This is a genomic window from Kiloniellales bacterium (assembly GCA_030064845.1).
Lineage (GTDB): Bacteria > Pseudomonadota > Alphaproteobacteria > Kiloniellales > JAKSDN01 > JASJEC01.
Genome location: JASJEC010000027.1, coordinates 18,510 through 40,218, shown reverse-complemented (window position 1 = coordinate 40,218; position 21,709 = coordinate 18,510). Strand labels below are relative to the sequence as shown.

The 21,709-nt window shown below is 68.0% G+C and carries 24 protein-coding genes and 1 tRNA gene; 11 read left to right on the top strand and 14 right to left on the bottom strand.

What is annotated here, in order from left to right; genetic code table 11:
- Positions 1-40: 40 nt before the first annotated feature.
- Positions 41-586 (bottom strand): DciA family protein, encoded by a 546-nt coding sequence (locus QNJ67_11955; protein MDJ0609680.1) that lies wholly within the window; start codon positions 584-586, stop codon positions 41-43.
- A gap of 82 nt (positions 587-668) precedes the next feature.
- Here QNJ67_11955 and mutY point away from each other — a divergent pair, with 82 nt between their 5' ends.
- Positions 669-1,757 carry an A/G-specific adenine glycosylase gene (gene mutY, locus QNJ67_11950; GenBank protein ID MDJ0609679.1) on the top strand — a complete coding sequence of 363 codons (1,089 nt, stop codon included), beginning with the start codon at positions 669-671 and terminating at the stop codon, positions 1,755-1,757.
- Positions 1,758-1,909: 152 nt separating this feature from the next.
- Here the strand turns inward: mutY and QNJ67_11945 are convergent, their stop codons facing one another.
- Positions 1,910-2,698, bottom strand: coding sequence for an N-formylglutamate amidohydrolase (locus QNJ67_11945; GenBank protein MDJ0609678.1), 789 nt, complete (start codon positions 2,696-2,698; stop codon positions 1,910-1,912).
- Between the two features lie 105 nt (positions 2,699-2,803).
- Here QNJ67_11945 and QNJ67_11940 point away from each other — a divergent pair, with 105 nt between their 5' ends.
- From QNJ67_11940 to QNJ67_11925, 4 genes are all read left to right on the top strand, one after another.
- The gene (locus QNJ67_11940) at positions 2,804-3,475 is read left to right on the top strand and encodes an isochorismatase family cysteine hydrolase (protein ID MDJ0609677.1); all 672 of its coding nucleotides are present in this window, start codon (positions 2,804-2,806) and stop codon (positions 3,473-3,475) included.
- A 31-nt stretch (positions 3,476-3,506) separates the two neighbouring features.
- On the top strand, positions 3,507-3,902 hold the full coding sequence (gene crcB / locus QNJ67_11935) for a fluoride efflux transporter CrcB (protein ID MDJ0609676.1): 396 nt from the start codon (positions 3,507-3,509) through the stop codon (positions 3,900-3,902).
- A 79-nt stretch (positions 3,903-3,981) separates the two neighbouring features.
- Positions 3,982-4,851, top strand: coding sequence for a metallophosphoesterase family protein (locus tag QNJ67_11930; protein MDJ0609675.1), 870 nt, complete (start codon positions 3,982-3,984; stop codon positions 4,849-4,851).
- Positions 4,852-4,888: 37 nt separating this feature from the next.
- Positions 4,889-5,350 carry a DUF6210 family protein gene (locus QNJ67_11925; GenBank protein ID MDJ0609674.1) on the top strand — a complete coding sequence of 154 codons (462 nt, stop codon included), beginning with the start codon at positions 4,889-4,891 and terminating at the stop codon, positions 5,348-5,350.
- On the opposite strand, the gene QNJ67_11920 is transcribed toward QNJ67_11925, so the two are convergent.
- The 5 genes from QNJ67_11920 to QNJ67_11900 form a co-directional block, all read right to left on the bottom strand.
- Positions 5,337-6,347, bottom strand: a complete 1,011-nt coding sequence (locus QNJ67_11920) for a sterol desaturase family protein (protein MDJ0609673.1) — start codon at positions 6,345-6,347, stop codon at positions 5,337-5,339. The genes QNJ67_11925 and QNJ67_11920 overlap by 14 nt on opposite strands.
- 132 nt (positions 6,348-6,479) lie before the next feature.
- Complete coding sequence (locus QNJ67_11915) at positions 6,480-7,271, bottom strand: MOSC domain-containing protein (protein ID MDJ0609672.1); 792 nt, start codon at positions 7,269-7,271, stop codon at positions 6,480-6,482.
- 22 nt (positions 7,272-7,293) lie between these two features.
- On the bottom strand, positions 7,294-8,247 hold the full coding sequence (gene glk / locus QNJ67_11910) for a glucokinase (GenBank protein ID MDJ0609671.1): 954 nt from the start codon (positions 8,245-8,247) through the stop codon (positions 7,294-7,296).
- Between the two features lie 4 nt (positions 8,248-8,251).
- Positions 8,252-9,655, bottom strand: a complete 1,404-nt coding sequence (otsA, locus tag QNJ67_11905; protein MDJ0609670.1) for an alpha,alpha-trehalose-phosphate synthase (UDP-forming) — start codon at positions 9,653-9,655, stop codon at positions 8,252-8,254.
- Entirely contained in the window at positions 9,652-11,436 is a 1,785-nt protein-coding gene (locus QNJ67_11900; GenBank protein ID MDJ0609669.1) for a glycoside hydrolase family 15 protein, read from the bottom strand. The genes otsA and QNJ67_11900 overlap by 4 nt, the downstream gene beginning before the upstream one ends.
- Positions 11,437-11,685: 249 nt before the next feature.
- Here QNJ67_11900 and QNJ67_11895 point away from each other — a divergent pair, with 249 nt between their 5' ends.
- Positions 11,686-12,309, top strand: a complete 624-nt coding sequence (locus QNJ67_11895; protein MDJ0609668.1) for a MarC family protein — start codon at positions 11,686-11,688, stop codon at positions 12,307-12,309.
- A 35-nt stretch (positions 12,310-12,344) separates the two neighbouring features.
- Here the strand turns inward: QNJ67_11895 and QNJ67_11890 are convergent.
- Positions 12,345-12,431, bottom strand: a tRNA-Leu gene (locus tag QNJ67_11890).
- Positions 12,432-12,595: 164 nt separating this feature from the next.
- On the opposite strand from QNJ67_11890, the gene QNJ67_11885 reads away from it, so the two are divergent.
- The gene (locus QNJ67_11885; protein ID MDJ0609667.1) at positions 12,596-12,916 is read left to right on the top strand and encodes a BolA/IbaG family iron-sulfur metabolism protein; all 321 of its coding nucleotides are present in this window, start codon (positions 12,596-12,598) and stop codon (positions 12,914-12,916) included.
- Positions 12,917-12,935: 19 nt separating this feature from the next.
- On the opposite strand, the gene QNJ67_11880 is transcribed toward QNJ67_11885, so the two are convergent.
- Positions 12,936-13,346 (bottom strand): nuclear transport factor 2 family protein, encoded by a 411-nt coding sequence (locus QNJ67_11880; protein MDJ0609666.1) that lies wholly within the window; start codon positions 13,344-13,346, stop codon positions 12,936-12,938.
- Positions 13,347-13,576: 230 nt separating this feature from the next.
- Between QNJ67_11880 and QNJ67_11875 the strand changes: the two genes are divergently transcribed.
- The 4 genes from QNJ67_11875 to QNJ67_11860 all read left to right on the top strand — a co-directional run bounded on the left by QNJ67_11875 (position 13,577) and on the right by QNJ67_11860 (position 16,219).
- Positions 13,577-14,158: a YqaA family protein gene (locus QNJ67_11875; GenBank protein MDJ0609665.1), complete on the top strand. Its 582-nt coding sequence runs from the start codon at positions 13,577-13,579 to the stop codon at positions 14,156-14,158.
- Between the two features lie 30 nt (positions 14,159-14,188).
- Entirely contained in the window at positions 14,189-14,698 is a 510-nt protein-coding gene (locus QNJ67_11870; protein ID MDJ0609664.1) for a disulfide bond formation protein B, read from the top strand.
- Positions 14,699-14,811: 113 nt separating this feature from the next.
- Positions 14,812-15,300, top strand: a complete 489-nt coding sequence (locus tag QNJ67_11865) for a demethoxyubiquinone hydroxylase family protein (GenBank protein ID MDJ0609663.1) — start codon at positions 14,812-14,814, stop codon at positions 15,298-15,300.
- 25 nt (positions 15,301-15,325) lie between these two features.
- Positions 15,326-16,219 (top strand): DMT family transporter, encoded by an 894-nt coding sequence (locus QNJ67_11860; GenBank protein ID MDJ0609662.1) that lies wholly within the window; start codon positions 15,326-15,328, stop codon positions 16,217-16,219.
- Positions 16,220-16,244: 25 nt separating this feature from the next.
- Here QNJ67_11860 and QNJ67_11855 read toward each other — a convergent pair whose 3' ends face one another.
- The 5 genes from QNJ67_11855 to QNJ67_11835 form a co-directional block, all read right to left on the bottom strand.
- A complete protein-coding gene (locus QNJ67_11855; GenBank protein MDJ0609661.1) occupies positions 16,245-16,802 on the bottom strand; it encodes an HNH endonuclease in 558 nt (185 codons plus the stop codon).
- A gap of 511 nt (positions 16,803-17,313) precedes the next feature.
- Positions 17,314-17,976, bottom strand: coding sequence for a dienelactone hydrolase family protein (locus QNJ67_11850; GenBank protein ID MDJ0609660.1), 663 nt, complete (start codon positions 17,974-17,976; stop codon positions 17,314-17,316).
- Between the two features lie 262 nt (positions 17,977-18,238).
- Positions 18,239-19,897 (bottom strand): ABC transporter ATP-binding protein, encoded by a 1,659-nt coding sequence (locus QNJ67_11845; GenBank protein ID MDJ0609659.1) that lies wholly within the window; start codon positions 19,895-19,897, stop codon positions 18,239-18,241.
- Positions 19,898-19,911: 14 nt separating this feature from the next.
- Positions 19,912-20,739 carry an ABC transporter permease gene (locus tag QNJ67_11840; GenBank protein MDJ0609658.1) on the bottom strand — a complete coding sequence of 276 codons (828 nt, stop codon included), beginning with the start codon at positions 20,737-20,739 and terminating at the stop codon, positions 19,912-19,914.
- A 13-nt stretch (positions 20,740-20,752) separates the two neighbouring features.
- Positions 20,753-21,691 carry an ABC transporter permease gene (locus tag QNJ67_11835; GenBank protein ID MDJ0609657.1) on the bottom strand — a complete coding sequence of 313 codons (939 nt, stop codon included), beginning with the start codon at positions 21,689-21,691 and terminating at the stop codon, positions 20,753-20,755.
- Between the last annotated feature and the right edge of the window lie 18 nt (positions 21,692-21,709).

The following is a 21,709-nucleotide window of genomic DNA, read 5'->3' as shown; positions in this document are numbered from 1 at the left end:
ATCTAACCCATCGCCGGCGCGGGTGCGAGCCGCCGGACGATCACATTTCGGTGCCCGATTGGCCGCCCTTCCGGGCGTTCTCGCCGAGCACCGAGCGCCCCAGGCTCTCCAGGGCCCGGCGCAGGTCGGGATCCTCGACCTGGGCGGTCCTCTGCTCGAGCGCCGACCGCAGAGAATCGCTGAGCGCCGGCGGCTGCGGCCGGCCGGACCCCTTGGGCCGCGGCAGCGGCCCCTGACGCAGCCGCAGGCGGGCGACGGCGGGATAGCCCAGATGAGCATTGATGCGCTCGACGATCAGCGGCTCGAGATGCTGCAGAGTGAGGCCGTGGCCCGACTGCACCCGGAGCGTCAGGGTCCCCTGGGTCCGCTCGCTGCTTCTGCCGAAGGCCAGGCCGCTCGGCAAGCAGATCGACGCGATCTCCGGCCCGACCACGTCGGGCCAGTCGGCGATCAGTCCGCCCTCGGCGAGGCCGCGCCGGCCGAAAGTCTTGCCGGCGACCTTTGCCAGGGTGCCGGCGAGCGGTCTGAGCGCGCCGCCGCGCCGCTCGCTTTTACTCTTGCCCGATCCCCGCCGCGCGGTTGTCATGGCAGCCTCGCCAAGGTCACTTCGATCCCATCCCGGCTCGCTTCGGAGCGCCCAAAGGATCGCCGCGTTATTTGAGGGGCCGATGCCTTCCCTTGCAAGTTCTTCCAGCGACTCCGCGTGGGCCGAAGTGGCACCGGCACTGCTCGCCTGGTACGACCGGCACCGGCGCACGCTGCCCTGGCGCGCGCCGCCCGGGGAACGGCCCGATCCCTACCTCGTCTGGCTCAGCGAGATCATGCTGCAGCAGACCACAGTCGCGACGGTGGGGCCCTATTTCCGGGACTTCCTCGCGCGCTGGCCCGGCGTGGAGCAGTTGGCGGCCGCCGAAAGGGACGAGGTTCTGACAGCCTGGGCCGGGCTCGGTTACTACGCCCGCGCGCGCAACCTGCACCGCTGCGCCCAGGTCGTGGTCGCCGAGCACGGCGGCCGCTTTCCCGACCGGGAAGCGGAGCTGCGCCGCCTGCCGGGGATCGGTGACTACACGGCCGCGGCGGTCGCGGCGATCGCCTTCGATCGCCCCGCCACGGTCGTGGACGGCAACGTCGAGCGCGTGATCGCGCGGCTCCACGCGGTGGACACACCGCTGCCCCGGTCCAAGACCGAGCTGAAACGGCTCGCGGCCGCGCTGACGCCCCAGGCGAGGCCCGGCGACTACGCCCAGGCCATGATGGACCTGGGCGCCACGGTCTGCACGCCGCGCCGGCCGCGCTGCATGGTCTGCCCCCTCGCCGGACCCTGTCGGGCACGGGCCGCGAACCGACAGGAAGAGCTGCCGCGCAAGGAGGCCAAGACGCCGCGGCCGACCCGTCGCGCCGTCGCCTTCTGGACCGTCAACCGCGGCGGCGAGATCCTGCTGCGCCGCCGACCCGATTCGGGGCTGCTCGGCGGCATGATGGAGGTCCCCTCGACCGAGTGGCGGGAAACCCCCTGGACCCGGGACGAGGCGATGACGCAGGCCCCGGCGGCCTCGGCCTGGCGCGAACTTTCCGGCCTGGTGCGCCACACCTTCACCCATTTCCATTTCGAGGTGACGGTCTGGGTCGGCGAGGTCGACGGCATCCGGCTCGCGGAGAACGCCCTCTGGTGCCCCCTGGAAGGGCTAGCGGATCAGGCTCTGCCGAGCGTCATGCGCAAGATCGTCGACCACGCCGTGCGGAACGAGGCGACTTAAAGTATCGTTACCGGCGGTCGAGCGCGTCCTCCAGAGCGGATCATGTTTTGACGGAAGCGCTTCGCGGTTCCGGCAAAGACATGTGAATCCGCTCGATATCAATTTGTTAGAGCAGATTCACCGGGTTCGATGGATCGCCTCCGGCGATTCAGTCAAACCCGGATCTGCTCTAGGCGCGGCAGCGCCTCGGCCAGCCACGCGGCGAGCCGGGCTCCCCATTCCCTCTGGCCCTCCAGCGTCTCGATCAGGTCGTGGCGGATCTCGAACTCGATGTGGGGAATGCCCCGCTGCTCGCCGTGCACGGGGATGCCGTAGTCGGTCTCGTCGCTGATCGCGTAGGGCTCGTTGTCGCCCAGGCAGAGCCCGGGGACCTCGGCGATAAGGGCCTTCAGGATCGCCGCCAGGCGCTCGTCCCGATTGTACAGCAGGCCCAGGTGCCAGGGGCGCTGCCGCCCGTGGAAGACCGGCGTGAAGCTGTGCATGGCGATCAGGATATTGGCCCGGCCCTCGCCGTCACGGCGGTCCAGCGATTCGGCAATGGCCTCGTGATAGGGCTCGAAGACTTCCCTGATCCGCGCCGAGCGCTGGGCCGGGTGGAGCCCGTGGTTGCCGGGGATCTCGGTGGCCTCGCTCCGGGTCGGCATGGCGTCGGGCCGATCCGGGGTGCGGTTGCAGTCGATCACCAGGCGCGAATAGGACTGCAGTGCCAACGGCGCGTCGAGCCGCTCCGCCATGTAGCGCGCAACCGAAGCCGCGCCTACGTCCCAGGCGATGTGGCGCGACAGGTCGGCCTCGTCCAGCCCCAGATCGCCCAGGCGCTCCGGGATCCTGTTGCTCGCGTGGTCGCAGGTCAGGAAAAAGGTCGAACCGCCGCCCGGGTTCTCGAGCGCGACCGCCGCCGGCTCGTCCTCGCCGAGGAGCTGGTATTCGGGGTCTAACATGCTTCTCCCTTGTGGCCGCCCGAATGGACCGCTCGACCATAGCCGAGGCGCGGCAAAACTGCGATATTGAGCTTCCGGTTCCATCCCCTCCAGGAGACGCAAACGATGGCCGCACCGCTGTCGCGGGACGTGCCGCTGAAGCCGGGCGAATCGGCGCTCTTGATCATCGACGTGCAGAACTACTGCGCCCACCGCGACGCCGAGGCTTTCGCCAAGACCGCGACGGGGGCGCCCGCGGACGGCTTCGGCTATTACTTCGAGCAACTCGAAGAGACCGTCATCCCCAACATCCAGCGGCTTCAATCTGCCTTCCGGGCGAGCCGGCAGGAGGTTCTCTTCACGGTGATCGAGAGCCTGACCCGGAACGGACGCGACCGGAGCCTCGACTACAAGATCACCGGCTTCAACGTGCCCAAGGGCTCGTGGGACGCCCAGGTGATCGATCCGATCGCGCCCGAGGGCGACGAGATCGTCATCCCCAAGACCTCGTCGAGCGTCTTCATCTCGACCAACATGGACTACGTGCTGCGCAACCTGGGGATCCGCTCGCTCGTCCTGGCCGGCGTACTGACCGATCAATGCGTCGAATCGGCGGTGCGCGACGCCTGCGACCTCGGCTATCTGGTGACTCTGGTCACCGACGCCTGCGCGACCTACAGCGCGGAGCGCCAGGTGAACAGCCTCGGGGCCATTCGCGGGTACTGCCGGCAGAGGACCGCGGCCGAGCTGCTGCCGGAGATCGCGCCCGTGGCGGCCGCGCAGGCCCCGGGCCGCTAGTGCCCGCCGCGCGGCCGCACGGTCTTCGGCGGTGAGGACGCTCCTGCCGGTCGCGGCGGGGGGCGCGCTCGGCGCCGTGGCCCGCCACCTCGTCTACCTGGCAGCGGCGGCCCATCCGGGCGGCGGGTTCCCCGTCGCCACGCTGACCGTCAACGTTCTGGGCTCTTTCGCCATGGGCGTCTTGGTGACCGGCGCGGCCTTGCTCTGGACACTCGGCCCGCGGCTTCGGTCCTTCCTCGTCGTCGGCTTCCTGGGCGGCTTCACGACCTTCTCTGCTTTCGCCCACGACGTGGTGACCCTCCACCAATCCGGCTCGCCCCTATCCTTGTCTCTCTACATTGCGGCTTCGGTAGCCTGCTCGATCGCGGGGCTCTATCTCGGCATGTGGACGGTCCGGCGCGCCGCCGGCGCGCGCGCGAAACAGTGATGAGGATTTTCGGGTGAGGACCCCCATATGCAGGTCTGGGTCGGAGCGATGAGCGGAGCGACAAAAGGATCGTGACTCTATGAGCAAGACGCGCGAGTTGGGAACTCTCGACGGGCCGGTGCTTCTGTTCGGCGGACCCTACGGCAATCTCCAGGCGACACGAGCCCTCCTCAAGGCGGCCCGCGCGTGGCGCATTCCGCCCGCCAGGATCATTTGCACCGGCGATCTCGTCGCCTACTGCGCCGATCCGCGGCCGACGGTCGATCTGATCCGCGAGGCGGGGATTCCCGTGGTGATGGGCAACTGCGAGGAATCTCTCGGCCAGGATTCCGAGGACTGCGGCTGCGGCTTCGAGGAAGGCAGCGCCTGCGATCTCCTGGCGGTCCGCTGGTACGCCCACGCGCGCGCCGAACTGGACCCGGACGCCAAGGCCTGGATGCGAGGCCTGCCGCGCCGCATCACTTTCACCCTGGGCGGCCGGCGCCTGGCGGTCGTCCACGGCGGCGTCGCCTCGATCAATCGTTTCCTCTTCCCCGGCAGTCCCGACGCGGACCTGCACGAGGAGATGGCGCTGGCCGGCACGGACGGCGTGATCGCCGGCCACTCGGGTCTGCCCTTCACCCGCTATCTGGGCGGCCGCCTCTGGATAAACGCCGGGGTCATCGGCCTGCCGGCGAACGACGGCACGCCCCGAGTCTGGTGCGCCCTCATGACGCCCACGGCCGATCATCTCGTGATCACGCACCACGCCCTGTTCTACGACCACGAGGCCGCCGCCCAGGCAATCCGCGACGCCGGCCTGCCCGAGGACTACGCCGAGGCGCTCCAGAGCGGTCTCTGGCCCGACGACGGCATCATGCCGCGCGCCGACCGCGCCCGGCGCGGCCAGGCCCTCGACCCCACGCCCTTCCTATGGCCCTACAGGGAGCCGCTCGCAGAGAGCGCGTGACCGGGCAAAAAGTCCCCGGTTCACCGGGACAACGGCGATGAGCAAGCCACACATCAGCCTGATCGGTCACGCTGGCACCGGCGTGATCATCGAGCATCCGACCGGTGTGATCTACTCCAACCAGGCGGGCGGCACTGCCTGTCTCCATCCCGAAATAGAAGGAACTTTCGTTCCCTTCGGCAACGACGTGCTAATCGAGCAGGGCCGCCGCTTACTGTCTCCTCAAGACGACCTTGAGAGCTACTTCGAAGGCCCGAAACACCGCGGGACCGGCGCGACCAACGGACTGGACGCAGAAGATGCCGACTTCATCGACGGCGTTCTGCAAAGGGCGCATGTGCGCCAGTGGATCGAGGTGGACCGGGATCGTCTGAAGGAGTCCTGTGAAGCCTGGGTCTTCGTCACTGTCCTCGGCGACGAGGCATCGCCATTCCCTATCTGCTCCGGCTTCGGGCCCTACCCGAAAAGGGGCGTCCTTACCTGGGTCAACTCCGACTAGCCGCCGTGCGGGCGCGCAGGCGCTTTCTGGCCTGCGGCGTGCCGTCGTGGAAGCTGCCGAACCACTTGTCCCAGGGCATCTCCGCCGTGCCGAAGTTGCACTCGAAATAGCGGTGGTGAAGCTGGTGGAAGAAGTCGCCCAGCTCCACGCGCTTCCTGCCGCCGACCATCAGCCCGTCGAATCCCGAATGGCTGGCCGCCGGATTCAGCGCCTGCACGTGCATGTGGAAGAAGACGTGCACCGGGTGGGAGGCGACGACGAAGTGGATTAGCGTCGAGGAGAAATAGAGCAGGTGCTCGATCGGGTGCATGGAGATCCCCGACCAGGGGCCGATCACGACGTTCTTGTGATGCAGGGCGTGCGCCAGACGGTAGAGCGGCGGCCAGTGCAGGGCGCGGTGAATCCAGTAGAAGTGGCAGGACGACCAGATCGGGATCAGCAGGAACCAGGCGACGAACCAGACCGGCGAGCCGGTGAAGCTGGTGGTCGGGACGTGGCCGTTGGCGAGCGCCCAGACGTAGAGCACCTCGAAGCCGGTCCAGACCGTGACGCCGCTGGCGCAGGTCCAGAACATGTTGTCGCGCACCTGGTCGCCCCAGAGGAAGGCCTTCTTGCCCCTGGCCAGGCCGCGCGCCTCGAAGCGCCGCCGGTCGCCCTGGCGCCGCAGGATGTAGAAGTAGAGGTGCAGCCCGCCGGCGACCAGGAAGACCAGCGCCAGGTTGCGCAGGTACATGAGCGCGATCCAGTCGAAGGCGAGCGTTGCGGTCCGCTCCAACGGCGGCTGGAGCAGAGCCCAGACCAGGCTGGCGGTAATGACTTCCAGTACCAGCATGGAAAGAGCCAGCCAGGAGCGCGCCACCCAACTGAGCGCCGCGGCCGGGCGCGGCGGCCAGGCGAAGAGCGGCGAGGTCGGGATCGGCAGGTCAGGATGCCAATGCCACTCGCCGGACCGGCCCGCGCGGGCGGCGGCGTGTTCGGCGACGGAGGTGTCGGCCATGGCGAAGCGCTCCTACTCGCGCGGCCCTGTTTCGTGAAATTCTGACACCGGCCAGCGCCGCCCCGTCAAGCGGAATGCGTTGGTGTGGAGCTTCTGGCGGCCCACCTCGCATCCGGGTTGCATCGCAGGCGACTAGCCGAGCAGCTCGACCCTATCGCCGCTGGAGACCAGGCCTTCGGCGAGAACGGCGCCATAGATCCCGGCCATGCCGCCGTGCTCCCGTCCGACCTTCTGCAGGACCCGCAGGTCCGTCTCCGCGGTTTCCGGATCGATGGTGATCATCCGGCAACGCGGGTCGCGCTCGACGATGGTGATCCGGACCTTGGGGCCGATCCGAAGCGTCCGTCCGACGAGATCGTCTTCGGCGAAACCACGAGCGTCGACCAGATCGAGATAGAGATTGGCCCTGAAGCGCCGCGGGTCCACGGCCTCTCCGATCTCGGCGCCGAGCTGTCGGATCGTCTGGGACGAGATCAGCGACACCGGACGGCAGTCGGTCAGGGCGCGTTCCGAACGCAGGAGGCTGAGCTCCCGGGCCTCTTCCGAGCCCCGGTTGAGCGCCTCCGCCAGGCGGGGATCGCCGATCTCCAGGGTCTCGCCGTCCGGCGTCACCACCTCCATGGCCAGGTTTGCCGGGTCGTCGAAACAGGGGTTGAGGCCGGGGGACTCGCTCTCCGCTTCCGCCAGGAACTCCGGTTTCGTCGCGCGCGCCGGGTGCTTGAACCGCGGCGTGAAGAGCAGCATGCGCGCCTGCTCTCGGCCCGTGAGATAGGGGAAACCCTTTTCGCCGGCCGCGCTCTTGAAGGCGTAGAGACGGTCTCCGTAGACGCCGGAATAGCCGACGAACGCCTCCGCCATCTCTTCGCCGCGCATCGACTTCACGGGATAGCGCCAGAGACTCTCGACCCTGCCGATGTCGGTCATGCCCGCAACACCTTGCGCCCCCTCACTTGCCGGCGGCGAGCAGGGACAGCAGGCCAGGGAAGGCCGGCTCGGGATGGGTCACCAGCAAGGTGGGAACGGCGGCGAGGTAGGCCTGGAAACGGCCCTTGGCCTCGAAGCGGCGGCGGAAATCCGAGGCGGCCAGGGCTTCTTCGATGCGCGGAAGGATGCCGCCCGCCAGGTAGACTCCGCCCCGGGCGCCCAGCAGCAGCGCCGCGTTCCCCGCCACCGTGCCCAGCAGGGCGCAGAACATGGCGAGCGCGGCCCGGCTGGCGGTGCAACCGGTCTCGGCGGCTTCGGTGATCTCGGCGGCCGAGCGCGGCGGTGCGGCCCCGCCCTCGAGTTCGTCCAACGTCCGATAGAGCCGCTCGAGGCCGTCGCCGCAGAGCAGGCGCTCGGCCGACACGTGGCCGTGGCGCTCGCGCAGGCGGGCTATCACCGCCGCCTCGCGCGCGTCCGACGCGGGCAGGGTCGCGTGGCCGCCTTCGCCGACGATCACCGCCGGACCGACGGGCGGCGGCAGGTAGGTGGCGATCCCCAGCCCAGTTCCCGGCCCGAGCACGATCGAAGGCGCGTCGGCCTGCGCGCTGCCCCCGCCGAGCGGCTTTACGCCGCCCGCGCCCAGCGCGGGCAGGGCCCAGGCGAGGGCCTCGAAGTCGTTGACCAGGCGAACATCGGAGAAACCGAAGCGCTCGGCCAAGGCCACGGCCTCGATCCGCCAGGTGCCGTTGGTCAGGGTGACGGCCCCCTCCTCGACCGGCCCGGCGCAAGCGAGCGCGGCGCCCGCCGGGCGCTGTTCCTTGCCCAGGGTGTCCAGAAAGGAGGAGACGGCAGCCCCGACATCGGCGAAGTCGGCGACGCCGAGGGCGCTCCGCCGCTCGATCCGGCCGCCGACGGCGAGCGCGAAGCGCGCGTTGGTGCCGCCGATGTCGCCGAGCAGGACCGGAGCCCGATGCATGTCACTAAACGGAAACGGGCGCCGGAGAGCAGGGAGCGGCCTCGAGCCCTCTCAGGTAGTTCTCCAACCAGTACCTCAGGTCGAAGCGGCTGAGATGCTCGTACATCTGGGACCAGCGCTCGCGCCGCTCGCCGAGCGGCATGGCGAGCGCCCGCGCCAGCGCGTCGGCGACGTGCTCGACGTCGTAGGGATTGACCAGCAGGGCGGCGCCGAGCTCCTGGGCGGCGCCGGCGAAGCGGGACAGCACCAGGACCCCCGGGTCCTCGGGCGACTGGGCGGCGACGTACTCCTTGGCCACCAGGTTCATGCCGTCGCGCAGCGGGGTCACCAGGCCGACGTCACTGACGCGCAGGAAGCCCATGAGGGTCTGGCGCGGGTAGCCCCGATTCAGGTAGCGCACCGGCGACCAGTCGAAGTCGGCGAAGGACCCGTTGATGTGACCGGCGATCGTCTCGGTCCGGCGGCGAATGTTCTGGTAGTCGGCGAGGTCGGTGCGCGACGGCGGCGCGATCTGCAGCAGGGTGACCTCGCCCCGGAAGTTCGGCCTCGTGTTGAGGAGGTGCTGATAGGCCTCCAGGCGCTGCAGCAGACCCTTGGTGTAGTCGAGCCGGTCCACGCCGATGATCAGCTGCCGCCCTCTCAGGCTGCTGACCAGGCGGCGCGACTCCGCGTTGGTCCCCGCCTGGCGCCCGAGCGCGGCGACGTCCTCGGTCTCGATGCTGATCGGGAAGGCCTTGGCGAAGCAGGTCGTATCGTAGACCTTGATCCGCCCCTCGGGCAGCACCTCGCCGCCCGCCGTCTCGCGGATGTACTGCCGGAAGGAGTTCAGATCGTGTTGGGTCTGGAACCCGATCAGGTCGTAGGTGCAGAGCTGACGGACCAGGCCCTCGTGGTCGGAGAGCGCCGGCAGCAGCTCCATGGGCGGCCAGGGCGTGTGCAGGAAGAACCCGATTTTGTGCTCGGACCCGGACTTCCGCAGGTAGGCGCCGAGCGGAATGAAGTGGTAGTCGTGGATCCAGATCACGTCGTCGTCCTGCAGGAGGGGCTGCAGGCGGCTCGCGAACATGGCGTTGACGTGGTGGTAGCCGGCCATGTCCCGCCGGCTGAAGTCGGTCAGGTCGAGCCGGTTGTGGAACAGCGGCCACAGCATCGAGTTGGCGAAGCCGGTGTAGTACTCTTCGTAGTCCTTCTGGCTGAGGTCCACGGTCGCGTAGGTGACGTTGCCGACCTCGACGGTCTTGGCCTCGCCCGGCTCGCCGGTCGTGGTTTCGCCACTCCAGCCGAACCAGACGCCACCGCGGTCCTTGAGCGCGCCCTGCAGTGCGACCGCGAGGCCGCCCTCTGCGCCGGTGCCGCCGCCGCGGCGGACCGGCGCGACCCGGTTCGAAACCACCACCAGCCGGCTCAAAATGCCTCCTCCCAGGACTTCGACAGGCGCATGGCGCAGTGGATCAACCCGACCATGGAGTAGGTCTGGGGAAAGTTGCCCCACAGCTCGCCGCTGGCCGGGTCGATGTCCTCGGACAGCAGGCCGGCCGGATTGCGCGCCGCCAGCATGCCTTCGAACAGCCGCCGCGCCTCGGCGGTGCGGCCGAGCGACGCCAGGGCCTCAATGTACCAGAAAGTGCAGACGTTGAATGCGGTGGACGGCGTGCCGAAGTCGTCCTTCTCGGCGTAGCGGAACATGTGGTCGCCCCGGCGCAGCACCTTCTCGATCCTGGCGACCGTCTTGCCGTAGCGCGCGTCGTCGACCGGGATGAAGCCGAGCTGGGGCAGGAGCAGCAGGACGCCGTCGACGGTCTCGCCGTCGAAGGTGGAGACGAAGCTCTCGAGCCGCGGGTTCCAGGCGCGCTTCAGCACCTCGTCGCGGATCTTGGCGGCCTGGTTCGACCAATAGAGCGAGCGGTCGTCGAGCGCGAGATGCCGGGCGATCTTGGACAGGCGATCGCAGGCGGCCCAGCACATCACGGCGGAATAGGTGTGCACCGCTTCCTGGGTGCGGAACTCCCAGATCCCGGAGTCGGGCAGGTTCCAGCGGGCCGCCGCCTCCTCGCCCAGATGCTCCAGCCGGTGGAACAGCGCGGCGTCGCCGGGGCTCTCCAGGCGGCGGTCGAAGAAGGCCTGGGCCGAGGCCAGCACCACCGCGCCGTAGCCGTCGTTCTGGATCTGCCTGTAGGCGTCGTTGCCCACGCGTACCGGCCCCATGCCGCGGTAGCCGGCGAGGGAGTGGACCTCGCTCTCGTCGAGGTTCTTGTCGAGTGCGATGCCGAACACGGGCTGGAGATAGCCCTCTCCCGAGGCGGCCACGATGTTGGTGATGTAGTTGAGATACTCCTCCATGGTCCGGGTGGCGCCGAGCGCGTTGAGCGCGTGCACCACGAAGAAGGAATCCCGCAGCCAGCAGTAACGGTAGTCCCAGTTCCGCCGGCTGTCCGCGGCCTCGGGGACCGAGGTCGTCGGCGCCGCGATGATGGCGCCGGTCTCCTCGAAGCTGCAGAGCTTCAGTGTGATGGCCGCGCGGATCACCGCATCCTGCCACTCGAAGGGCAGGGTCAGGCTGCGTACCCAGCCGCGCCAGTAGGCGTCGGTGCTCTCCAGGAAGTCGCGGCAGGTCTCCGCGACCGGCTCGGTGAAGCTCTCGTCGGGGCCGAGCAGCAGGGAGATCGGCCGGTCGAGCACGAAGGGCACCTCGTCCTGGATGAAGGTGACCGAGCCGTCCGTGGTCAGGCGCAGGGTCAGATCCGGCATGACGTAGCGGACGTGGTTCGAGCCGCGGGTCGTCTCCGCCCGTCCCTCGCCGTAACCGTAGCTCGGGCGCACCCGGATGCGAATGCGCGGCGTGCCGGCCAGCGGTCGGATCTGGCGGATCAGCGTGAGCGGCCGGAACATGCGCCCGAACTGGCGAAAACGGGGCGCGAAATCGGTAATCTCGACGGCGCCGCCGTTCTTGTCCCTCAGCACGGTGTCGACCACGGCGGAATTGTGCCGGTAGGCCTGTTCCGACTCCTTCAGGTCGAGCAGCTCCACGTCGTAGAAGCCGAGCTCTCCGTCGCGATGATCGTTCAGCAGCGCGCAGAAGCGCGGGTCGCTGTCGAAGCGCGGCAGGCAGCTCCAGACGATCCGGCCGCGCCGGTCGAGCAGGGCGCTGTAGTTCCCGTTGCCGATGATCGAGAGGTCGAGGCTGCTCACGCCGTAACCGCTTTCGTTTCCAAGGAGACCTGCATCCCTACTCCCCTACCCTGACGGCCGCCGCGTTTCAATCAGATGAAGGAATCCGGGAGGATCTGCCAAGCCGTGGCGAGCGGGGCTTTCGGGCCGCGCGCCCGGGGCCGATGCCCGATTCGCCGGCGCCTGGACCCCGGGGGTTGCAGCTGCTCGGAGAGCGACAGCATACTTGAGGGAGTCCTGCCTTCTCGATCGCGCCTTGGACCCCGACCGGTGCAGAATATCTTCGAGCAGTTCGTCGTTCTCTGGGTGGTGATCGACCCGATCGGGACCATACCCGTCTTCGTCGCCGTAACGGCCGCGCTCCAGGCGGCCGAGCGCCGAGCGGTCGCCCTTCAGGCCGCCGCTATCGCGGCCGGCGTTCTCCTGTTCTTCCTGGTCGCCGGGCAGTTCCTGCTCGAAGCACTGAAGATAAGCCTGCCTGCCTTTCAGATCGCGGGCGGCCTCGTGCTGTTCCTCTTCGCGTTGACCATGATCTTCGGCGAGTCCAAGCCTGAGGCGGAAACCGAGAGCCTGGAGGGCTCGAAGCAGCAGTCGCCGGCGGTCTTTCCGCTCGCCGTGCCGTCGCTGGCGTCACCCGGCGCGATGCTGGCCATCGTACTCTTGACCGACAACAACCGCTTCAGCATCTCCGAGCAGGCCATCACCGCAGGCACCATGCTGGCGGTCATCGCGGCTGCTTATCTCCTGATGCTGGCCGCCGGGCCGATCCTTAGGGTCATCCGCACCAGCGGCGCGGCGATCGTCAGCCGGGTCATGGGCATGATCCTCGCGGCGGTCGCCGTCGACAACGTGATCAACGCGATCTTCGAGCTGGTCGCCAACTACAAGGCCTGAGCCCGGCCAGGCCATCGAGGCGCCTTTCGGGTCTTTGGTGCGGGTGGAGGGACTTGAACCCCCACTTCCTTGCGGAAACCAGATTTTGAGTCTGGCGCGTCTACCAGTTCCGCCACACCCGCGCCTGTAAAAATCAACCTTGGGGCGCCCAGCACCCGAGGCGCCGCATCATAGTCGAGCCGCCCGGCTTGGCAACCAACCTGGTCGGGTTCTGGAGCTTGTCTCGCCCGCGAGGCCGACTACCTTAAAGCCATCCAGGAGACACGGGCAGCGAGGCCGGCACGGCATGAGGATTCAGAACAGCATCACCGAGAAGCTCAGCCAGGCGCTGGGCCCGGCGCACCTCGACGTGGTCAACGAGAGCCACATGCACAACGTGCCGCCGGGCTCGGAATCCCATTTCAAGGTGGTCGTGGTCTCGGAGCGCTTCCAGGGCCTGCCCCTGGTCCGGCGCCACATGGAGATCAACCGGATCCTCGCCGACGAGCTCAAGGCCGGGGTCCACGCGCTCTCCATGGAGACACTGACCGAGGCGGAATGGCGCGAGCGCGGCGGTGAAACGCTCGACTCGCCGCAGTGCCGGGGCGGCAGCAAGGCCGACCGCTGAGGCGGTCCGGCGCGCCGGGCTACTGGATCGCCGTCTCTCCGTGCGGCTCCTCGGCCAACTCGGTCGAGGGCAGGTCGCAGGGCCCCGCCTGGTGGTGGATGATGCGCCAGTCGCCGTCTTCCTTGTGGAACATGTTGGTCGACACCAGCACGCCGCCGCCGATTACCTCGTAGCAGATGACAAAGGCGGTCTCGCCCGACAGGAAGGCTTTCGCGCCCCGGCAGGACACGTCGGGCACGCCGTCGCTGGCCAGGATGTCGCGCCAGCTCTCCATGACCTCGTCGCGGGTCGTGAGCGCCCGCCATCCGGGATGGATGCAGGCGACCGGCGAGTTCCGCGCCCAGAGTTTCTCCATGGTGTCCATGTCGCGGGACTTGAAGGCCTCGTAGAACGACTGGTTGACGAACAGCACGGCCGCGAGCTCGTTCATGGACGGTTTCCTTTCCTGCGGCTGTGATCTTACTCCGAACACCTGGGTTCTACTCCTGTCCTAGCACAAAAGCGTCTGAATCTCTGAGGTTTTCACCTAAAGCACCGCCGTCAGCCTAGCCCTCAAACGTGGAGTTAAGCTTAACCCGGGCGGCGCCCTTCCCGCCGTTGCCCGCCGCGCGGCCACCTGCTAAAGGCTGCCGCACCTGAAGACAGACCGGGGCTCCGGCGGTGTTGCGATCTCTCTACGATTGGACCATGGGGATGGCGGGCCACCGTCATTCGCTGGCCTTCCTGGCCGCCATCGCCTTCATCGAGAGCTCGGTCTTCCCGATCCCGCCGGACATCCTGATCATTCCCATGGTCCTGGCGGCCCGCGAGCGGGCCTGGCGGATCGCCGCCGTGGCGACCGTGGCCTCGGTGCTCGGCGGCCTCCTGGGCTACTTCATCGGCGCGGTTCTGTTCGATGTGCTGGGGCGGCCGGTCCTCGAGTTCTACAACGCCCTCGAGAAGTTCGAGGGCTTCCGCGAGGCCTACCAGGAATGGGGCGCCTGGATCGTGTTCACCGCCGGGTTCTCGCCCTTTCCCTACAAGGTCATCACCATCGCCAGCGGCGCCGCCGACCTCGACCTCACCGTCTTCAGCGTGGCTTCGGTGATATCCCGCGGGGGCCGCTTCTTCCTCATCGCGGCCCTGCTCTGGTACTTCGGCCCGCCGATCCGACGCTTCATCGAGGAAAACCTGGCGATCCTGACCATCGTCTTCTGCGTATTGCTGCTGGGCGGCTTCGTGGCGATCAGGTACCTGTTGTAGCGCGGCGGCCGAACCGCCACATTTCTGGCCATGATCACCCTAATCCGCGAGCCGCGCGTCGCCTGCCTGCTGATCCTGTCGGTCTCCCTGGCCGCGCTCGGCGCGGCCTACGCCAGCGAGGTCTGGGGCGGCCTAAAGCCCTGCGTGCTCTGCATTTATCAGCGCTACGCCTACGTGCTGGCCGGCGCCCTGGGCCTGGTCGGTCTCGCGCCGGGCCTCGGACAGCGCCAGCGGCGCTGGCTGGTCGGCCTCGGCGGACTGGCGTTTCTCGGCGGCGCGGCCATCGCCTTCTTCCACGCCGGCGTCGAGCAGCACTGGTGGCGCGGCACCGCCGCCTGCCACGCCCCGGTCTTCGATCCGACCCTGTCGCTCGAGGAGCTGCGCGAGCGGATGCTGGCGACCGATTTCGTGCCCTGCGACACCATCCCCTGGTCCCTGTTCGGCCTCTCGATCGCCGGCTACAATGCCATCGCCTCGCTGGCCCTAGGCCTGATCAGCCTCTGGGCCGCGCGGCCGGCAGGAACGGAGCGGACGGCATGAGCGGCCCCACGAAGACCAAGACCAAGACCAGGAACCAGACCGGGACGCGCGCCGGGACCCAGGCCCGGGACCGGCTGCCCGGCGACCCCAGCGCCGAGCAGCGGATCGCCCGCATGATCCGCGTCGACCAGGCCGGCGAGTACGGCGCCCGGCGCATCTACGAGGGGCAGCTCGCGGTGCTCGAGCGCAAGCCGGGCGGAGCCGCGATCCGCCACATGTACGAGCAGGAGCTGGCCCACCTGGAGACCTTCGACCGGCTGATCACAGAGCGCCGGGTCCGGCCGACCGCGCTGCAGCCGGTCTGGCACCTGGCCGGCTTCGCCCTGGGCGCGGCCACCGCCCTGATGGGTGAGAAGGCGGCCATGGCCTGCACCGTGGCGGTCGAGGAGGTGATCGACGAGCACTACGCCGCCCAGGCCGAGGCGCTTGGCGAGGACGAGGCGCCGCTGAAGGAGACCATCGAGCGCTTCCGGGCCGAGGAGCTGGAGCACCGGGACCTGGGCCTGGCGGCGGGCGCCGAAGAGGCCCCCGGTTACCCCATGCTCACCGCCGGCATCAAGCGCGCGTCGCGCCTGGCGATCTGGCTCTCGGAACGGGTCTGAGCCGGGCGCCCCGCCCGCCGGGCCGATGACCTCGAGGCCGCTCGCACACTGGCTGCTGCTGCTCTCCCTGGTCGTGCTCTGGGGCAGCTCGTTCCTGCTCAACAAGATCGCCCTCCAGGCCTTCGCGCCGAGCGCCCTGGTCACGGTACGGCAGGTCCTGGGCACGCTGGTCCTGGCCGCGATCCTCGTCCTGCTGAAGCGGCCCTGGCCCGGGGGCTGGCACCTCTGGCGCTCGCTGATCGCGCTGGCCGTCTTCGGCAACTGCCTGCCGTTCTTCCTGATCTCCTGGGGACAGCAGAGGATCGACAGCGGCCTGGCCGGCATCCTGATGGCGATCATGCCGCTCACCACACTGGTGCTGGCCCACTTCTTCGTCGCCGGGGAGCGGATGACGCCGCGGCGGATCGCCGGCTTCCTGCTCGGCTTCCTCGGCATCGTGGTGCTGACCGGCCCGGAGGCCCTGCTGGAGATCCGGGGCGAGGGCACGGTGCTCTGGTTCCAGCTCGCTGTGCTCGGCGGCGCGGTCTGCTACGCGGTCAACACGATCCTGGCCCGCCGGCGTCCGCCCTGCGAGCCCCTGGCCGCGGCCGCCGGAATCACTCTGGCGTCGGCCGCGATCATGATCCCGCCCGGCGCCGCCAGCCCCTGGCCGGCCCTCGACGCGGTGCCGGCCGACGCGCTCTGGGCCGTCGCGCTGCTCGGCGTCCTGTCGACCGCCCTGGCGACGGTCATCTTCCTGCGCCTGATCAGCATGGCGGGCCCGAGCTTCGTCGCCCTGATCAACTACCTGATCCCGCCCTGGGCGGTCCTGGTCGGCTGGCTGGTCGTGGGCGAGCGCCCGGAGCCGGCCTCGCTCGCGGCCATGGCGCTGATCCTCGGCGGCATCGCGCTCAGCGAGGCCGGCGGGAGAAAGCGGTGAAACGCCGCTCTATTTGAAGCCCAGTCTAGTCTTCGAGCTCGCTATCCCAGTAGAGATAGTCGTTCCAGCTGTGGTGCAGGAAGTTGGGCGGGAAGGCCCGGCCGTTCTCCTGCAGCTGGTAGGTGGTCGGCTGCACCGGAGTCCGCAGCGGCAGCATCTGGCACTCCCGGGGCATGCGGTCGCCCTTGCGCAGGTTGCAGTCCTGGCAGGCGGTGACCACGTTGGCCCATGTCGTCCGGCCGCCGCGCGAGCGCGGGATGACGTGGTCGAAGGTCAGCTCCTCGGAGCCGAAGTTCTGGCCGCAGTACTGGCAGTCGAAGTGGTCGCGCAGAAAGACGTTGAACCGGGTGAAGGCCGGCCGCCGATCCAGGTGGATGTACTCCTTGAGGGAGATCACGCTCGGCAGGCGCATCTCGAAGCTCGGCGAGCGCACGACCTGCTCGTATTCGGAGACGATGTTGACGCGGTCCAGGAATACGGCCTTGACGCTGTCCTGCCAGCACCAGAGCGATAGGGGGAAATAGCTCAACGGCCTGAAATCGGCGTTGAGCACCAGAGCCGGATAGGCTTCAGCCACGGTCATGGCCCATTACTCCACCCTACCTGCGCGGCTCGTCGGCCGCCGATGCCTTCCGAAACCGAAACCTAGATACTGGACAGCCCCGGCAAACACAAGGACTGGTGGTCCGGCCCCGGAAACTTCATGAATTTATCATAGTGTCGTTATCCTAAGTTCCGATTGACCCGCAGCATTGTCGACAAATGCCGTCTTTCTTTACTTGACGGCCTGCTGGGCGTTGCTAGAGCGAATCATGTTTAGATGGAACCACTTCGTGGTCTCCAACTAAACATGTGAATCCGCTCTACATGATTTTAGAGCAGATTCACCGGGTTTGATGGATCGCCTCCGGCGATTCAGTCAAACTCGGATCTGCTCTAGTGTGATGGTTCCGAAGTTCGGCACGTTTCTCGTGTCGAACTTCGGAAGCTGAATCACACTAGAATCATAGGGGTAGTGTCCCCTTGATCTCAAAGTTCGATCGCTCGAACTTCGAGATCGGGACACTAGCGGCGGATTTCGGCCGCCGGGAGATTCATCCGCTCAACACTTCGGCCAGGAACGTCCGTCCCTCGGCGAGTCCCTGGGGGTCGATGCCGTGACCGAGGCCGGGCCGGCGCAGGCCCCGTACCGGCACGGCGTTGGCGGTGAGCGCCTCCAGGGCCATGTCGAGCGCCCCGACCGGCACGATGTCGTCGGCCTCGCCGTGGATCAGCAGCGTCGGCGGCCGGGAGGCCAGCTCGTCGGCCAGCAGCCCGGCCCCGATCAGGGCGCCGGAGTAGCCGAGCACGCCGGCCACCGGTTTCTCGCGGCGCAGCGCGACGTAGAGCGACATCATGGTGCCCTGGGAGAAGCCGACCAGGGCGAGGCGGTCCTCGGCCAAGCCCAGCCGCGCCAGCTCCCGGTCGAGAAAGGCGCCGAGGATCGGCGCTGCCATGCGCACGCCGGCCAGGACCGCTTCGGGCGTGCGGTCCTGGAGGCTGAACCACTGGCGGCCGAACGGCGCCATGTCGCAGGGAAAGGGCGCGTGGGGCGAGACGAAGTACGCCCCCGGCAGGATCGGCGCGAGCTCGGGCGCCAGCCCGATCAGGTCGTTGCCGTCGGCGCCCAGCCCGTGCAGCAGCACGACGAGCGAATCGGCGGCCCCGCCGCCGGCCGGCCCCTGCCGGGGCCCGTCGAGATCGAGCGGATCGGACATCTCCGTGCCTCCCGTTGCATGCGGTTGGTTTCGGGAAAGGGGCGGCCGTCATCCAAGCACGCCGCGCCCGGCGCCGCCAGGATCCTAGAGCAGATCCGGGTTTGACTGAATCGCCGGAGGCGATCCATCAAACCTGGTGAATCTGCTCTAAACCTAGGATGTAGAGCGGATTCACATGTTTAGTTGGAAACCACGAAGTGTTTCCATCTAAACATGATCCGCTCTAGGCGGCCCGCCGGCGCCGTTCTTGAGACCTGGGGTGCTACTCCGCCGCTGCGGCCGCCTGCCTGCGCCGTTCGAGCAGGGTGTCGAGCCACTCGGTGTCCATTTCCGGCACCGAGGACAGCAGCAGCTCGGTGTACTCGTGGTGCGGCGGCTTGAGCACGTCTTCCTTCACGCCCTGCTCGACGATGCGGCCCTGCAGCATGACCACGATCTCGTCGGAGATCGCCTTCACGGTCGCCAGGTCGTGGGTGATGAACATGTAGGAGACGTGGAGGTCGTCCTGCAGGCGCTGCAGGAGCTTGAGGATCTCCTCGGCGACCAGCTGGTCGAGCGCCGAGGTGACCTCGTCGCAGATGATCAGCTCTGGCTCGGCGGCCAGCGCGCGGGCAATGCAGATCCGCTGCTTCTGCCCGCCCGACAGCTCGCCGGGAAAGCGGTCGCGGAACTCAGCGGGATCCAGCTCGATCATCTCCAGGAGCTCGTCGATGCGCGCGTCGCGCGCCTGGCCGTGGAGACCGAGGTAGAAGCTGAGCGGCCGGCCGATGATCTCGCGCACGCGCTGCTTCGGATTGATCGCCGTGTCGGGCATCTGATAGATCATCTGGAGCCGGCGCAGCTGATCCCGGTTGCGCGACTTCACGTTGCGCGGCAGGGGCTCGCCGCGGTAGTAGACCTGCCCTTCCAGCGGTGGCAGCAGGCCGGTGATGGCCCGCGCCAGGGTCGACTTGCCGCTGCCCGACTCGCCGACCACGGCGACCGTCCGCTCCCTGTGGATTTTCAGGTCGATGCTGTCGAGAACCTTGACCGCGCCGCCGTAGGCCGCGTGCACGTTCTCGACCCTGAGCAGCGGCTCCTCCTCGGTGATCTCCGCCATGCCCTCCTTGCGGTAGGTGCGCACCGCCAGCAGCGCCTTGGTGTACTCCTCCTGGGGCTGGGCGATCATCTCGCGCGCATGGCCTTCCTCGACCAGGTTGCCGTAGCGCAGCACCATGATGCGGTCGGCGAGCTGCGCCACCACGGCGAGGTCGTGGGTGATGTAGATCGCCGCGGTCTGGAACTGCTTGACCACGTCCTTGATCGCCGCCAGCACCTCGATCTGGGTGGTGACGTCGAGCGCCGTGGTCGGCTCGTCGAAGATGATCAGGTCGGGCCGGCAGGACATCGCCATGGCGACCATGGCCCGCTGCAGCTGGCCGCCCGAGACCTGGTGCGGGTAGCGGTACCCGATGTTGTCGGGATCGGGCAGCTGCAAGCGCCGGTACAGGTCCTTGGCGTTGCTGTGCGCCTCTTCCTGGCTCATCACGCCGTGCTTGATCGGCCCCTCGGCGAACTGGTCAATCAGCTTGTGAGCCGGATTGAACGAGGCCGCCGCGCTCTGCGCGACATAAGAGATCCGCACGCCGCGCAGGGCGCGGCGCTCGTCTTCGGAGATCTTCATCAGATCGATGCCGTCGAACATGATCTCCCCGCCGGAGATCCGGCAGCCGTCCCGGCTGTAGGCCATGGCGGCCAGGCCGATGGTCGACTTGCCGGCGCCCGACTCGCCGATCAGGCCGAGCACCTCGCCGCGGTTCAGGGTCACGTCGACGCCCTTGACGATCTCGTTCCAGGTTTCGTCCGCCAGGCCCTCGATCTTCAGGCCCTTCATCGTCAGCAGGAGTTCGCCGTTGGCTTTCTGGCCTGCGCTGTCGTTCATGCGCCCCGCCCCCTCTAATCCTTGAGACCGCTGGTCTTGTGCAGGAACCAGTCGACCACGAAGTTGACGCCGACGGTCAGCAGCGCGATGGCGCCGGCCGGCAGCAGCGGCGTGATGTCGCCGTAATTGATCAGCGTCGCGTTGTCGCGAACCATCGAGCCCCAGTCGGCGGTCGGCGGCTGGATGCCGATGCCGAGGAAGCTGAGCGCGCTGATGAACAGGAAGACGAAGCAGAAGCGCAAGCCGAACTCGGCCACCAGGGGCGGCATGGCGTTCGGCAGGATCTCCCGGCGCATGATCCAGCCGATGCCCTCGCCGCGGAGGCGTGCCGCCTCGACGAAGTCGAGCACGACGAGGTTCATCGAGACCGCCCGCGTCAATCGGAACACGCGTGTCGAGTCGAGCACGGCGATGACCACGATCAGCACCGGAATCGAGGTGCCCAGAATGGTCAGGATCAGCAGCCCGAAGATCAGCGGCGGGATGGCCATCAGCACGTCGACGATGCGACCCAGCGCGTTATCGACCCAGCCGCCCAGGACCGACGCCATGAGACCGGCCATGCCGCCGATCGCAAAGGCCAGGCAGGTCGTGACGAAGGCGATCCCGATGGTGTTCCGGGCGCCGTAGATCAGCCGCGTCATCATGTCGCGGCCCAGGTTGTCCGTGCCGAGCACGAATTCGCCGCCGCGCGGCTCGAACTCGGCCCCAACGATCTCGGACTCGCCGTAGGGCGTCAGCATCGGCCCGAAGATCGCGATGAAGACGTAGAACACGATCACCGCCATCCCGAAGCGGGCGCTCCAGGGCGAAGATCTCAGCAGCTTGAGGAAATCCTTCATGATCGGCCCCGGGTCATCGCGGATGGAGGAGTCTGGGATTGCTGACGATCGACAGGATGTCGGCGGTCAGGTTGAGCAGGATGTAGGTCGCGGCGAACACCAGGCAGCAGGCCTGGACCACCGGGATGTCGCGCTTCACCACCGAGTCGACGAAGAGCTGTCCGACGCCCGGGTAGACGAAGACCACCTCGACCACGACCACGCCGACCACCAGGTAGGCCAGGTTCAGGACCACCACGTTGATGATCGGCGAGAGCGCGTTGGGCAGCGCGTGGTGCATGATGATGCGCGACCGGCTCATGCCCTTGAGGTTGGCCATCTCGATGTAGGGGCTGGCCAGCAGGTTGATGATCGCCGCCCGGGTCATGCGCATCATGTGGGCGACCACGACCAGGGTCAGCGTGAAGGCCGGCAGCGCGCAGCGGTAGGCCCGCTCCCAGAGGCTGAGGTCGGCGCTGACGTTGGAGAGGCTCGGGAAGACCTGGTTATCGACCGCCAGGAACAGGATCAGGATGTAGGCGACGAAGAACTCGGGGAAGGAGATCGAGCTCAGGGTGACCACGTTGACCGCGCGGTCGTAGAAGCTGTTGCGGTAGAGCGCGGCGAGCAGCCCGAGGATGAGCGACAGCGGCACGGCAATGACCGCGGCCATCGAGGCGAGAAAGAGCGTGTTCCATAGGCGGGTGCCGATCAGCTCGGAGATCTCGCGCTGGTTGGCCAGCGACCTGCCGAGATCACCCTGCAGGATGCCGAGCAGCCACTCGATGTAACGCTCGTGGGCCGGCAGGTCGAGCCGCAGCTCCTTGCGGAAGGCCGCCACCGTCTCCGGCGTCGCGGCCTGGCCGAGGATCGCCTCCGCCAGGTCGCCCGGCAGCAACTCGACTCCCAGGAAGATGATCAGAGAAACGACGAACAGTGTCAGGAGGCCCAGACTCAAACGTTGGGCCACCATAGTCAGAATTTGCCCCAT